The following is a 12,999-nucleotide window of genomic DNA, read 5'->3' on the forward strand; positions in this document are numbered from 1 at the left end:
GAATAATGATCCCCATTATTTTAAAAAACCAATAAGGATATTAAAAATGAGAGAAATCAACCAGACAGAAATTGCTGCAGTTAGCGGCGCGGGCCTGACTGAATTTCTGGGTGAGGTTAATACCGCACTGACTGAAGTGTCCGGCTTATTTGACACCACCGTCGCATCAATCAAGGAAAGCACTGATCTGGGCCAGACTCTGGGCCTGACCTACAAGGCCATTGGCCTGAACTTCGCCAAAAGCTTCCTGAATGCATTTTCAGGCTTCCTGACTAAATTAGCCGCCTGACCGAATCAGTAGCACCGTATTAACGCGACAACGCGCATGCGGATAATTAAAGCCTGCCTGATAATAAATTTCAGACAGGCTTTTTATTGAGCGCAATATGATAAACCGTTCGCTTTCAGAGTACATATGCGTTCATAACCGGCAGAGAAATTATCATGACCTGAAGTGACTGCTTCAGCTTGATAATTACCTAACGCGTACTGACCAGCGGCGGATAAATATCAAAGCGATGGCTTTTGGTTACCACAGCCGCCTGCGTCACGACACCCGCCAGCGGCGGTGCATAGTCTGGCCGTTTGACCACGATACGTTTCTTCGCCAGCCATCGGGCCGGTTCCAGTAGCGCATCCGCATCTTCATCCGGACCGACCAGCGACTGAAAGACCCGCATCTCTTTTTTCACCAGCGCACTTTTCTGGCGATGGGGATACATCGGGTCAAGATAGACCACATCCGGCTGCGGCGTAATCTCGCCCAGCGCCTGTGCACTGGCTGCATGAATCAGCGTCAGGCGTTCGCGCAGCCAGGGGCCAATTTCCACATCCTGATAACCGCGCTGCAGGCCATCTTCCAGCAGTGCAGCCACGACCGGATGGCGCTCCAGCATCCGCACCCGGCAGCCGAGTGCGGCCAGCACAAACGCATCACGCCCTAGTCCGGCCGTCGCATCGACCACATCCGGCAGATAGCCGCCTTTAATGCCGACCGCTTTGGCGACAGCTTCGCCACGTCCACCGCCGAAGCGACGGCGATGCGCCATTGCTCCGGTGACGAAATCAACAAAAATACCACCCAGCTTTGGCTCATCACGCTTGCGCAGCTCAAGGTGCGTCGGCGTCTGCACCAGTGCCAGCAGCGCGTCTTCGTCGTGCTCCAGCTGCCAGCGCTGCGCTAAACGTGATAAGGCGCCGTCTCCGGCGCCTGATTCATCGAGCAAACAGATTTTCACGAACCGACTTATCCCTGAATGCCGTAATGTTCCAGCATCGCATCAAGCTGCGGCTCACGGCCACGGAAGCGTTTGAACAGCTCCATCGGCTCCTCAGAACCGCCACGTGTCAGGATGTTATCCAGGAACGACTGACCGGTTTCACGGTTGAAGATGCCCTCTTCTTCAAAGCGGGAGTAAGCATCTGCCGCCAGCACATCTGCCCACAGATAACTGTAGTAACCCGCCGCATAGCCACCGGCAAAGATATGGCTGAAAGCGTGTGGGAAACGGCCCCACTCCGGACTCGGAACAACCGCTACGCGGCTTTTCACTTCGCGCAGGGTTTCCAGAATCTGCGCGCCTTTCTCCGGATTAAACTCGGTATGCAGACGGAAATCGAACAGGCCGAACTCCAGCTGACGCAGGATAAACAGCGCGGCCTGGTAGTTCTTGGCGGCCAGCATTTTATCCAGCAACGCTTTCGGCAGCGGTTCACCGGTCTCAAAGTGACCCGAGATAAACGCCAGCGCATCCGGTTCCCAGCACCAGTTTTCCATGAATTGGCTTGGCAGTTCGACCGCATCCCACGGCACACCGCTGATACCGGAAACGCCAGGCGCTTCGATGCGGGTCAGCATGTGGTGCAGGCCGTGACCAAACTCATGGAACAGGGTAATCACTTCGTCATGGGTGAAGAGCGCAGGTTTGCCTTTCACCGGACGGTTAAAGTTACAGGTCAGGTAAGCAACGGGCTTCTGCAGGCTGCCATCGGCTTTACGCATCTGGCCCACGCAGTCATCCATCCAGGCACCACCACGTTTGTGCTCGCGGGCGTAGAGGTCGAGATAGAAGCTGCCGCGCAGTTCACCGGTTTCATCAAACAGATCGAAGAACTTCACGTCAGGATGATAAACCTCAACGTCGGTACGCTGCTTCGCAGTGATACCGTAAATGCGTTTCACCACTTCGAACAGACCGGCGACCGCGCGCGCTTCCGGGAAGTAAGGGCGCAACTGCTCATCGCTGATGGTGTAGAGATGCTGCTTCTGCTTTTCACCGTAATAAGTGAGATCCCAAGGATTCAGCTGCTCAACGCCATGCTCTTTCTGCGCGAAAGCGCGCAGCTGCTCCAGCTCTTTTTCACCCTGCGGACGCGCACGTTCAGCCAGGTCATTAAGGAAGTCGATGACCTGAGAGGGGCTCTGCGCCATTTTGGTCGCCAGCGATTTATCCGCGTAGGAGTCGAAGCCCAGCAGCTGAGCCAGCTCGTGACGCAGCGCCAGTTCTTCCGCCATGATGGGGCCATTATCCCATTTACCGGCGTTCGGCCCCTGATCGGAGGCGCGTGTCGCATAGGCGCGATACATCTCTTCGCGCAGCGCCGCGTTGTCGCAGTAGGTCATGACTGGCAGGTAGCTTGGAATATCCAGCGTCAGCAGCCAGCCTTCCTGCTCTTTAGCTTCAGCCTGGGCTTTTGCCGCCGCCAGTGCGCTTTCCGGCATACCGGCCAGCTCGCTTTCATCGGTGATCAGCTTGCTCCAGCCCATAGTGGCATCGAGCACGTTGTTGCTGTAAGCCGAACCCAGCTCAGAGAGGCGCGCGGCGATTTCACCATAGCGCTGCTGTTTATCTTTTGGCAGACCAATACCGGAGAGTTCGAAATCACGCAGGGCGTTATCAACCGCTTTCTTCTGCGCCAGATCCAGTGCCGCGTATTGATCGCCCTCTTTCAGGTTGCGATACGCCTGATACAGCCCTTCATGCTGACCGACCCAGGTGCTGTATTCGGAGAGCAGCGGCAGCGTCTGTTCATAGGCTTCACGCAGCTCCGGGCTGTTTTTTACCGAATTAAGATGGCTGACCGGGGAAAATATACGGCTCAGGCGATCGTCGGTTTCCGCCAGCGGCTGAACCAGATTATCCCAGGTATAGGGCGCACCCTGCGCCACAACTTTTTCGACTTCTGCGCGGCATTGGCTCAGCACTTCCGTCACGGCAGGCACCACATGTTCAGGCTGGATGGCAGAAAAAGGGGGAAGCGTAAAAGATGTCAGTAGCGGATTGGTCATAGCGCAGTCCTTTATCGATGTATGGGGCGCAGCGGGTCGCGCAACGCAATCTAAGTAACATGCGGCTTAGTGTAGTGAAAATCAATGGGGGTCGGGATGAGGCGGGGAAGAAACACGCGAATGGCTACCCGAAAGCCCGCTGCTTTTTAAACCATGACAGCAATTATGGCGGGCGCGTCGGGCAGCTTTCTGCGTTTGCATGCGTGTAACAGGATGCCGCGCCCTGTCATCCCGATTTGTTATCACGCTTCTGGCCCATCGCCAGGCCATCCCTGATATAATCGCGGATTCTCATGCTTTTCCTGCGTCGGTTGCTGTGCGTCGTTCTGTGGGTAATACGTGAGGTAATAATTGGTATAAATTGATTTTCCATCAATTAAAACCTTATACATTCAACAGGATAAACAATGCTGAGTTATCGCCATAGCTTCCATGCGGGCAACCACGCCGACGTGCTGAAGCATACCGTTCTGAGCCTGATCATCACGGCGCTGAAAGAGAAAGAGAAACCGTTTTTCTACCTGGATACCCATGCGGGTGCAGGTCGCTACCAGTTGAGCGGCGAGCACGCCGAGCGTACCGGTGAATATCTGGAAGGCATCTCGCGTATCTGGCAACAGCCCGATGCACCGGAACTGCTGCAACCCTATTTTGACGCGATCGGTGCGCTGAATCGTGGCCCCTCGCTGCGCTACTATCCGGGTTCCCCGCTGATTGCCCGTCATCTGCTGCGTGAAGATGACCGACTGCAACTCACCGAGCTGCACTCCAGCGACTATCCGCTGCTGCGCAATGAATTCAGCAAAGATAACCGCGCGCGCGTCGACCGTGCCGACGGTTATCAGCAGTTGAAATCGAAACTGCCACCGCCGTCGCGTCGCGGTCTGGTGCTGATTGACCCGCCTTATGAGATGAAAAGCGACTACCAGGCGGTGGTGAAAGGCATTCAGGAAGGCCATAAACGGTTTGGCACCGGCGTCTTTGCGCTGTGGTATCCGGTGGTGTTGCGTCAGCAGATCAAACACATGCTGCGCGACCTGGAAGCAACCGGCATCCGCAATATCCTGCAGATCGAACTGGCCGCCCGTCCGGACAGCGATCAGCGCGGCATGACCGCCTCCGGCATGATCGTGATTAACCCGCCGTGGAAGCTGGCCCAGCAGATGAATACTCTGCTGCCATGGCTGCACAAAAAACTGGTTCCGGCTGGTACCGGTCACTTCGTGGTGAACCAGATCGTTCCTGAATAAAACGATTATGTGGATTCTGCTGGCAGGCGCACTGGGTGCGCTGCAGCCCGCCCGGCGGCTGGCGCTACTGTTGTTAGCGCTCGCCGCGCTGCTGGGATTTTATCACGACGTCCTGACGTGGCCGGTGCTGCCACTGCTGGCCGGGATTGCGGCACTGGTCGCGCTGCGCCGCTTTGACCCAATCCGTTCCCGGCAGCATATTCTGAGTGAAGCGTTGCTGGTGCTGATGTCGCTGGGATTGTTCCTCCATCTTTTTCCGGGCTTTCACAATCCCCTCGTCGTCGATGAGGTAAAGGCAGGCGCACAGAGCCTGCCATTCAGTTTCTCCTTCAACTTCGATAAAGCGCTGATCCCCTTTGTACTGCTGGCCTGCCTGCCCACGCTGTTCCGCACCCGCGCCTGTCCGCCACGTTATCCGTGGATCGCTGCGCTGGCATTAATCGCCGCCGTGCCGCTGCTGCTGGGTAGCGCCGTGCTGCTGGGCGGCCTGGCCGTGGAGCCTCATTTTCCGCCCTGGCTGCCCGTGTTTATGCTGGCGAACCTGTTCTTTGTCTCACTGACCGAAGAGGCGCTGTTCCGCGGCTATCTGCAACAGCGGCTGAGGGATGCGCTGGGCGGGATGCCCGCGCTGGTAATCAGCGCGCTGATGTTCGGGCTGGCGCATGCAACCGGCGGCGTGCTGCTGGTGGTTTTCGCGACGCTGGCCGGGCTGCTTTATGGTCTGGCGTGGCACTGGAGCGGCCGCTTATGGCTGGCGACCGCCCTGCACTTCGCTCTGAATATTACCCATCTGCTGCTGTTTACCTATCCGGCTCTGCATCACTAAACCGTAAATACCGCCAGGTCCGAGGCCAGCTCGGTGCAGGGGAAAATGGTCTGGCACTCCGCCAGCAGGCGGCTCATGTCCTTTGCCAGATAGCGGGAGCTGAAATGGGTGGCGATCATCCGCTTTGCCCCGGCACGCTTTGCCACCTCCGCCGCCTGCAGGGTTGTGGAGTGCCCGCGCCCGTTGGCTTTCTCCATCATCGCCGCCTCCAGCGTGGTTTCATGCACCATCAGGTCAACATCTGCCGCCAGTTGCAGCGCGACCTCCGTGGGTGCCGTATCGCCAAAGATGGCCAGCTTTTTGCCGGGTGTCGCCGGGCCAAGGTAGTCAGCCCCGTTGACCACCCGCCCATCCTCCAGCGTCACACATTCTCCCTGCTTCAGCTGCTGGAACCACGGTCCGCGGGGCACCCCTTCGGCTTTCAGCCGCCCGGCATCCAGCAGGCCGGGTTTGTCGTGCTGTTCAATGCGATAGCCATAGCACTCCACCGGATGGCTCAGCGGCCAGGCACTGATACGAAACTCACCGTCATCCAGCGTCCAGCCCGCCTCAATTTCAACGATGTTCAGCAGATAGTCGGTATAGGAGCCGCTGATCGACAGCGCCGTCTCAACAAAGGTCTTTAATCCTCTGGGCCCATAAACCGTCATCGGTGAGGTCAGTCCGGCCATAGACCGGCTGGTGAGTAAGCCCGGCAGCCCAAAAATATGATCGCCATGCAGATGGGTAATAAAAATCTTTTCCAGCTTGCCCGGTTTCAGGCTGGAGCGCATAAACTGTAACTGTGTGCCCTCGCCGCAGTCGAACAGCCAGGTTTCACCACTCAGCGCACGGGTAAAAGCAATGGAGGTCACGTTGCGTTGCAGACTGGGAGCACCGCCGCCGGTGCCAAGAAAAGTAAGGTGCATGGTATGCTTCCCTGTAAGCGAGTGAAAAAACAGAACCCTATTACAATCATAGGCGCAAACTTTGCGTCATTTCGACCCGCAGCGTTACACTCAACCCCAATTTTTTATGCAACCGGATGGATACTTCAATGACCCGACATTTCGACTATCTCGCCATTGGCGGCGGCAGCGGCGGCATCGCCTCGATTAACCGTGCGGCTATGTATGGCCAGAAATGCGCCCTGATTGAAGCAAAAGAGCTGGGTGGCACCTGCGTGAACGTAGGTTGCGTGCCGAAAAAAATCATGTGGCACGCCGCGCAAATCGCCGAAGCTATCCATCTCTACGGGCCGGATTATGGCTTCGACACCACCGTCAATCGCTTCGACTGGGCCACGCTGGTCAAAAACCGCAGCGCCTATATCGATCGCATCCACAGCTCTTATGACAACGTGCTGGGTAAAAACAAAGTAGAAGTGATCAAAGGCTTTGCCCGCTTTGTCGATGCGCACAGCGTTGAGGTCAACGGCGAGATTATTACAGCTAACCACATTCTGATCGCCACTGGCGGTCGCCCGGTTCACCCTTCTATTCCGGGTGCGGAGTACGGCATCGATTCTGACGGCTTTTTCGAGCTGGACGCGCTGCCTAAACGCACCGCGGTTGTCGGCGCGGGCTACATCGCGGTCGAACTGGCGGGCGTGGTGAATGCGCTGGGATCGGAAACCCACCTGTTCGTGCGTAAACACGCGCCGCTGCGCAGCTTCGACCCGCTGCTCACCGAGACGCTGGTCGAAGTGATGAACACTGAAGGCCCGGCGCTGCACACCGAAGCCATTCCTAAGGCTGTGATCAAAAACAGCGATGGCAGCCTGACGCTGCAGCTGGAAAATGGCAGCGACTATACTGTGGATTGCCTTGTCTGGGCGATTGGCCGTGAGCCTGAAACGGACAACCTCAATATTCAGGCTGCGGGCGTGGCGCTGAACGATAAAGGCTATATCAGCGTCGATAAATTCCAGAACACCAATGTGTCAGGCGTCTACGCTGTGGGCGACAACACCGGTGCGGTTGAGCTGACGCCGGTTGCGGTGGCCGCGGGCCGTCGTCTCTCTGAGCGTCTGTTTAACAACAAGCCCGACGAGCATCTGGATTACAGCAACGTGCCGACCGTGGTGTTCAGCCATCCGCCGATTGGCACCGTAGGATTGACCGAGCCGCAGGCGCGCGAACAGTATGGTGATGACCAGGTGAAGGTCTATAAATCGTCGTTTACCGCGATGTACACCGCGGTCACCCAGCATCGTCAGCCGTGCCGCATGAAGCTGGTCTGTGTGGGTGCCGATGAGAAGATCGTCGGCATTCACGGCATCGGATTCGGTATGGATGAGATGCTGCAGGGCTTCGCCGTGGCGCTGAAAATGGGCGCGACCAAGAAAGACTTCGATAACACCGTGGCGATCCACCCGACCGCAGCGGAAGAGTTTGTGACGATGCGTTAACCCGCACCGGGCTTCGGAAACAAAACAGGCGACTTAAGGTCGCCTGTTTTTTTATACCGCATTCACATCCGCTTTCTGACTGTGCAGTGCAGAACCGCGTCAGTGCAACTTAGCTTACGCGATCCAGCCAGCGTACATACGCCTGATCCCACAACGCCGCAGGCGTTCCCGCTTTACCAAGACCGAATCCATGTCCGCCTTTGCTGATCTGAATCAGCTCAACCGGCACGCGGTTACGGCGACAGGTGTCGCGCATCAGTTCGGTGTTAAACGGATTGGAGGTGTGATCGTCCTCGGCCTGCGCCAGAAACGTCGGCGGATATTGCCGGGTCACGAAGTTCTGCACTGACCAGTTCGCCTCATCCTGCGGCGTGGCATTTTTGCCGACCATCATCAGATGCGTGTTGGTGTGCTGATAAGGCGCTTCCAGGGTGATGACCGGATAGATCAGGCCGACGCTATCGACTTTCGGCACCACTTCATCCAGCGGATCGATGGCCGGATAAGATTCAAAGTCTGGCCGCGCCGCCGCCAGCCCCAGCAGATGTCCGCCTGCCGAGAAGCCCAGCACATGCACCTTACGCTCAAAAGAGCGCACCAGCCGGATGGCGCGCTGCGCATCCTGCAAGGGGGCCAGCCGCCCCGCCTGCCACTTCTCATGCGGTAACCGGTAGCTGAGCACATAAGCGGTATAGCCACTGGCGTTCAGCCAGCGCGCCACCGGCCAGGCTTCACGTCCCATGCCGATCCAGCGATAACCGCCGCCAGCGGCGATTAATACCGCTTCGCCATTGGGATTTTCCGGTTTAAAGCGCTGAATCGCCGGGCTGACGATATTTGACCAGGAACCGCTGCTGTTAATATGCAACTGGCCGGATGGGCCGCCGCCGCCGGGCGGATCGTCCGGCCAGAGGGGAATAATGTCATCACGGGCAAATAATTTGCCGGTGGTCATGGAGAGCCCGAGCGCTCCCGTGCCGAGAATAAAGCGTCGACGCGTAATCATAATGCCTGTTGTGTGATGCCAGAGTAATGAGCAAGCCATTGCGGCAGGCTACCGAAGAATGAACAGATGCAAGTCTGGTGCCATGGATGGCGATTATGTACGCAATGGCCCCTGAAAAGCCATAAAAAAACGCGCCCGTCAGGCGCGTTATTATCTTATCCGGCGGGCTTAATCTTCCTGCTGGAATTGTGCCATCACGGCCTGTTCACACTGCTGTTCGTTGACGCGCAGTTTGGCCCGCTCATCGTCGCCAAGTTGCAGCCAGGCACTGGCCACTTCACGCGCAGACTCTTCATCAAATTCCGGCTGATTCATCGCCGATGGTGACTGGCCGCCCGCCACGGTCGATTTCATTTGCTCGACATAGTGATCCGCCGTGGCGACTTTTTTCTCACCGCTGACAATGTGGCACAACTGGCTGGCATAGACATTCTGTTCAGTATCAGCGTCATCCGCTGCCAGCGCGCTGCCGGAGGCAAGGAGGCTTAGCAGCACTATCTGAGTCACTTTCATTTTTAACTCCTGTTCGTTCGGGTTAAACCTTGCGCTGAAGGGCTTCGAGGCGCTTCTGACGCCAGTTCAGCAGCGGCGTCACCGTGGTGCCGTGAACCACCACGCTGCAGACCACCAGCGTTAACGCTATATTCGTCATAATTTCCATCTGCGGGCCTTGCATACCGTGCGTCCAGGCATAGGCGATGTAGTTCAGGCTACCAATCCCCCGGATGCCCAGCCAGCCGATCAGCAGGCGCTGTCCCAGCGGCAGTCCGGCGCGCAGCGTCACCAGCCAGACGGCCAGCGGTCGTACTACGGCAAACAGCACCAGGCCAATCAGCACGCCGTAGATGTTCCAGTGCTGCGCCAGTGTGACGCCCAGCACCACCATCATGCCAGCCGCCAGTAAACGTTCAATAGTATCGCCAAAAGAGAGCGCGTCGCCTACTACAAACCCAATCGACTTCACCATATTGTTGTTGCCCTGATGCGCCAGGCGTATGTTGGGATTCACCAGCGCCTCAGAGGGCAACACGCGCTCATCGTCAGAGAGATCGTCCGGCTGATGGCGACGGAACACGCCCAGCTCGGCGCGGCGTAATCCCAGTCCTGCGGCAAAGGCGGCCAGGAAACCGGAGGCGCCCAGCCCTTCTACCAGTGAATAACTGAGGGCTATCAGCGCCAGCGCCAGAAAATCATTGGGTGCGACGTCGCCATTGGCATTGCGCAGTCGGGTCGCCAGCAGGCCGATCAACTGCCCTAGCACATAACCAATAGTCAAACCGCCGCCAATCGCCCAGAGCACCTCGACCGCCCCCCAGTGGGCCAGCATCGCACCATTCAGGCTCTCGCCATTGAACAGCAGCAGCGCCAGTATCAGCAGCGGCAGCGCGGAGCCATCGTTCATGCCCGCTTCGCTGGAGATCGCCACGCGCAGCGAATCATCATCCTGCGCATCGTTGACCGAGATTAAGCTCGCCAGCACCGGATCGGTCGGCGCCACTATCGCACCAAATGCCAGCGCAATCGGCCAGTCTAATCCCACCAGGAAATGCGCCAGCAGGGTCATCGCGGCGACGGTGAACAGCATGGCAGGAAACGCCAGTTTCAGCCCGGTTTGCCAGCAGTTATTCTGCAGTGGCAGACGCAGCTTAAGTCCGGTGATAAACAGCGAGGCCGCCATGGTGATTTCGGTGATATGGGCCACCGCTTCGGAATGGGTCACGATATCGACGTGGATGAGGTCAAATCCCCAGGGGCCGCAGAGAATGCCCGCAATCAGAAACAGACCAAATGAGGTAACTGGCCCCCGGTGAATCCAACCGGCAGCCAGCGACATCAGCAGCAAGAGGCCGCCCGTCGCTGCTGTCCAGGCTAAAAAGTTCATAACACTCCAGAATATTTCGGGTTTATGAATAAGCCTGGCACATTTTTTGACGGGCGCGATGTCAGTTTTTCAGGTGACGACTGGCGAAGCGAACCGCCAGCGCGGCGGCACCGGCCAGGGTGGCGAGCGCAACCACGCCATTCCAGCCCCAGTGCGCCAGCGCCAGACTCCCCACTGCCGCACCGGTAGCCATACCGATAAACACCACGGTAAACAGCAGCGCATTCAGGCGGCTGCGCGCTTCGGGTGCCAGGCCATAGACCAGTGTCTGATGCGCCACCAGCGTGGCCTGCACCCCTAAATCAAAGCCGATGGTGCAGAGGACAATCAGCGCCAGCTGCGCGGGCATGGGCAGCAGCGGCAGCAGAAACATCAGTGCAAAAGAGATCGTCACCAGCGCGGCACCGGCCTGCGTAACCCTTGCCGGACCAATGCGGTCAGCGAAACTGCCCGCCAGCGGGGCTGCCATGGCACCTGCTGCACCGGCTAAACCAAAGGCACCGGCCACCGCACTGTCCAGATGAAAGCGGTCGCTGAGCATTAACGCCAGCGTTGACCAGAAGGCGCTGAAGGCGACAGAAAGCAGACCCTGAGCCAGCGCAGCCCGGCGCAGCGTATGATGGTGACGCCACAGATGCACCAGCGACAGCAACAGGCGCGGATAGCTCACCGAAGAGCCCGGCGCGAAGCGCGGCAACACCCGCCACAGCGTCAGCGTAATCAGCAGCACCGCCAGGGCGGCGATCATATACATGGTGCGCCAGCCGAAATACTCTGCCACCACCCCGCTGACCACCCGCGACAGTAGGATGCCCACCAGCAGCCCGGTCATCACCGTGCCGACTGTTTTACCCCGGCTGCGTTCCGGCGCCAGCGCCGCCGACGCGGGCACAATGTCCTGCGCCACGGTGGCGGTCAGCCCGGTGATAAAACTGGCAACCAGCAGCGCGCTGAGTCCGCCGGAAAAACCACACAGCAACAGCGCCGCGACCAGCAGTAAACCTTTGATAAAGATAATGGTGCGACGATCATGACGATCGCCCAGCGGGGCCAGCAGCAGAATACCCAGCGCATAGCCCGCCTGGGTCAGCATCGGCACCATGCCGACTGCGCCGATACCCGCATTAAACTGCTTACTGATGATATCCAGCATCGGCTGGCTGTAGTAAATCGATGCGACGCTGAGCCCGGCTCCGGCGGCCAGGGTAAACACCAGCGGTGTGGAGAGCGATTCATTTTGCGTCTGAGTCTGTATGGCTGACATGCTGTAATCCTCATCATTTCGTCACATCATTAAAGCGCATCACGGTTATACGCGGTAGACTGACATCAGGCAAAACCGTTATGCGTGGTACGTATGAACAACCCTAACAGCAGCGATCGCATCGACCTGATGCAGACGTTTATCCGTATTGTCGAGAGCGGCAGCTTGTCCGCCGCCGCGGCCCAGCTCGGCACGACACAGCCTACCGTCAGCCGTCGCTTGCAGACCCTGGAGCAGCGGCTGGGCCTCAAGCTGATCCTGCGCACCACCCATGCGCTGAAGCTCACCGATGATGGCGAACGCTGCTACGCCCAGGCACGGCAGCTGCTGGCGACCTGGCATGCGCTGGAAGATGAGCTGACCGGTGCCAGCGATGACCCGGTCGGTACGCTGCGGGTTCGTGCGCCGCACGCCTTTGGTCAGGATCAGCTGATCGCGCCGCTGGTGGACTATCTGCACCGCTATCCCCGTCTCAATATCGAGTGGATGCTGAATGACCGCACGCCCGACTTTATGGCGGAGAACGTGGACTGCGCCATTCAGGTCGGTGCGCCCACCGATCCTTCGGTCGTGGCGATTCTGTTAGCCGAAGTGCCACGCATTGTGGTGGCGGCCCCGCACCTGCTGGCGCAGCATCCGTCGATTGAACAGGTGGAACAGCTGCGCGATTTGCCGTGGCTGGCGCTGACCAGCTTTTACCGTAATGAAGTGGCGTTGCAGAAGATTGACGACGGCCAGCCGGTGAACCTGGCGATTACGCCCCGGCTGAGCAGCGACAGTTTATATGCGGTGCGCAAAGCGGCGCTGGCCGGGATGGGCGCGGCGATTGTCTCCTCGTGGGCGGTACAGGACGATTTAGCGGATGGCAGTCTGGTTCAGCTGATGCCCGCCTGGCAGGCCCCGCCGCTGCCGGTGTGGCTGACTTATCCCTGGGCGAGTTACTACCCGGCCAGGCTGCAACACTTTTTTGCCATGATCAAAGAGGTGATGCCGCAGCTGGCGGGCACACGTCCGGCCTCACAGCCAGCGGGTCGTTCAGGGGGAGCAGAGCGGAAAGGGTAAAGCAGGCGCCCGCCTCAGCGGGCCGCCAGAG

General features: G+C 58.4%; 12 protein-coding genes. 5 read left to right on the forward strand and 7 right to left on the reverse strand.

The window, feature by feature from the left end:
• Positions 1-46: 46 nt before the first annotated feature.
• Positions 47-289, forward strand: coding sequence for a hypothetical protein (locus tag AC6I8J_RS17625; RefSeq protein WP_253420362.1), 243 nt, complete (start codon positions 47-49; stop codon positions 287-289).
• Positions 290-479: 190 nt separating this feature from the next.
• On the opposite strand, the gene rsmJ is transcribed toward AC6I8J_RS17625, so the two are convergent.
• Positions 480-1,238 carry a 16S rRNA (guanine(1516)-N(2))-methyltransferase RsmJ gene (rsmJ, locus tag AC6I8J_RS17630; RefSeq protein ID WP_222924873.1) on the reverse strand — a complete coding sequence of 253 codons (759 nt, stop codon included), beginning with the start codon at positions 1,236-1,238 and terminating at the stop codon, positions 480-482.
• Positions 1,239-1,246: 8 nt separating this feature from the next.
• A complete protein-coding gene (gene prlC, locus AC6I8J_RS17635) occupies positions 1,247-3,289 on the reverse strand; it encodes an oligopeptidase A (RefSeq protein WP_161734112.1) in 2,043 nt (680 codons plus the stop codon).
• Positions 3,290-3,696: 407 nt separating this feature from the next.
• Between prlC and AC6I8J_RS17640 the strand changes: the two genes are divergently transcribed.
• Both AC6I8J_RS17640 and AC6I8J_RS17645 read left to right on the forward strand, forming a co-directional pair.
• A complete protein-coding gene (locus tag AC6I8J_RS17640; protein WP_161734110.1) occupies positions 3,697-4,539 on the forward strand; it encodes a 23S rRNA (adenine(2030)-N(6))-methyltransferase RlmJ in 843 nt (280 codons plus the stop codon).
• Between the two features lie 7 nt (positions 4,540-4,546).
• Positions 4,547-5,365 (forward strand): CPBP family intramembrane glutamic endopeptidase, encoded by an 819-nt coding sequence (locus tag AC6I8J_RS17645; protein ID WP_497825602.1) that lies wholly within the window; start codon positions 4,547-4,549, stop codon positions 5,363-5,365.
• On the opposite strand, the gene rnz is transcribed toward AC6I8J_RS17645, so the two are convergent.
• Positions 5,362-6,273: a ribonuclease Z gene (rnz, locus tag AC6I8J_RS17650; RefSeq protein ID WP_161734106.1), complete on the reverse strand. Its 912-nt coding sequence runs from the start codon at positions 6,271-6,273 to the stop codon at positions 5,362-5,364. The genes AC6I8J_RS17645 and rnz overlap by 4 nt on opposite strands.
• Positions 6,274-6,401: 128 nt before the next feature.
• On the opposite strand from rnz, the gene gorA reads away from it, so the two are divergent.
• Positions 6,402-7,754: a glutathione-disulfide reductase gene (gene gorA / locus AC6I8J_RS17655; protein ID WP_161734104.1), complete on the forward strand. Its 1,353-nt coding sequence runs from the start codon at positions 6,402-6,404 to the stop codon at positions 7,752-7,754.
• Between the two features lie 109 nt (positions 7,755-7,863).
• Here the strand turns inward: gorA and AC6I8J_RS17660 are convergent, their stop codons facing one another.
• From AC6I8J_RS17660 to AC6I8J_RS17675, 4 genes are all read right to left on the reverse strand, one after another.
• Complete coding sequence (locus AC6I8J_RS17660) at positions 7,864-8,760, reverse strand: alpha/beta hydrolase (protein ID WP_161734102.1); 897 nt, start codon at positions 8,758-8,760, stop codon at positions 7,864-7,866.
• Between the two features lie 168 nt (positions 8,761-8,928).
• Positions 8,929-9,273, reverse strand: coding sequence for a hypothetical protein (locus tag AC6I8J_RS17665; protein WP_033784234.1), 345 nt, complete (start codon positions 9,271-9,273; stop codon positions 8,929-8,931).
• A 22-nt stretch (positions 9,274-9,295) separates the two neighbouring features.
• Positions 9,296-10,642 carry a cation:proton antiporter gene (locus AC6I8J_RS17670; protein WP_161734100.1) on the reverse strand — a complete coding sequence of 449 codons (1,347 nt, stop codon included), beginning with the start codon at positions 10,640-10,642 and terminating at the stop codon, positions 9,296-9,298.
• A 61-nt stretch (positions 10,643-10,703) separates the two neighbouring features.
• Positions 10,704-11,906, reverse strand: a complete 1,203-nt coding sequence (locus tag AC6I8J_RS17675; protein ID WP_497825603.1) for an MFS transporter — start codon at positions 11,904-11,906, stop codon at positions 10,704-10,706.
• Between the two features lie 93 nt (positions 11,907-11,999).
• Here AC6I8J_RS17675 and AC6I8J_RS17680 point away from each other — a divergent pair, with 93 nt between their 5' ends.
• Positions 12,000-12,968, forward strand: coding sequence for a LysR family transcriptional regulator (locus AC6I8J_RS17680; protein ID WP_260059437.1), 969 nt, complete (start codon positions 12,000-12,002; stop codon positions 12,966-12,968).
• The last annotated feature ends 31 nt before the right edge of the window (positions 12,969-12,999 follow it).

This window comes from Pantoea sp. X-Soil-ISGK-355 (assembly GCF_059730805.1).

Bases quoted from the DNA above. Each gene is read 5' to 3' on its own strand.
- AC6I8J_RS17625 (WP_253420362.1), top strand. From the start codon at position 47: ATGAGAGAAATCAACCAGACAGAAATTGCTGCAGTTAGCGGCGCGGGC.
- prlC (WP_161734112.1), bottom strand. From the start codon at position 3,289: ATGACCAATCCGCTACTGACATCTTTTACGCTTCCCCCTTTTTCTGCC.
- AC6I8J_RS17640 (WP_161734110.1), top strand. From the start codon at position 3,697: ATGCTGAGTTATCGCCATAGCTTCCATGCGGGCAACCACGCCGACGTG.
- AC6I8J_RS17645 (WP_497825602.1), top strand. From the start codon at position 4,547: ATGTGGATTCTGCTGGCAGGCGCACTGGGTGCGCTGCAGCCCGCCCGG.
- rnz (WP_161734106.1), bottom strand. From the start codon at position 6,273: ATGCACCTTACTTTTCTTGGCACCGGCGGCGGTGCTCCCAGTCTGCAA.
- gorA (WP_161734104.1), top strand. From the start codon at position 6,402: ATGACCCGACATTTCGACTATCTCGCCATTGGCGGCGGCAGCGGCGGC.
- AC6I8J_RS17660 (WP_161734102.1), bottom strand. From the start codon at position 8,760: ATGATTACGCGTCGACGCTTTATTCTCGGCACGGGAGCGCTCGGGCTC.
- AC6I8J_RS17665 (WP_033784234.1), bottom strand. From the start codon at position 9,273: ATGAAAGTGACTCAGATAGTGCTGCTAAGCCTCCTTGCCTCCGGCAGC.
- AC6I8J_RS17670 (WP_161734100.1), bottom strand. From the start codon at position 10,642: ATGAACTTTTTAGCCTGGACAGCAGCGACGGGCGGCCTCTTGCTGCTG.
- AC6I8J_RS17675 (WP_497825603.1), bottom strand. From the start codon at position 11,906: ATGTCAGCCATACAGACTCAGACGCAAAATGAATCGCTCTCCACACCG.
- AC6I8J_RS17680 (WP_260059437.1), top strand. From the start codon at position 12,000: ATGAACAACCCTAACAGCAGCGATCGCATCGACCTGATGCAGACGTTT.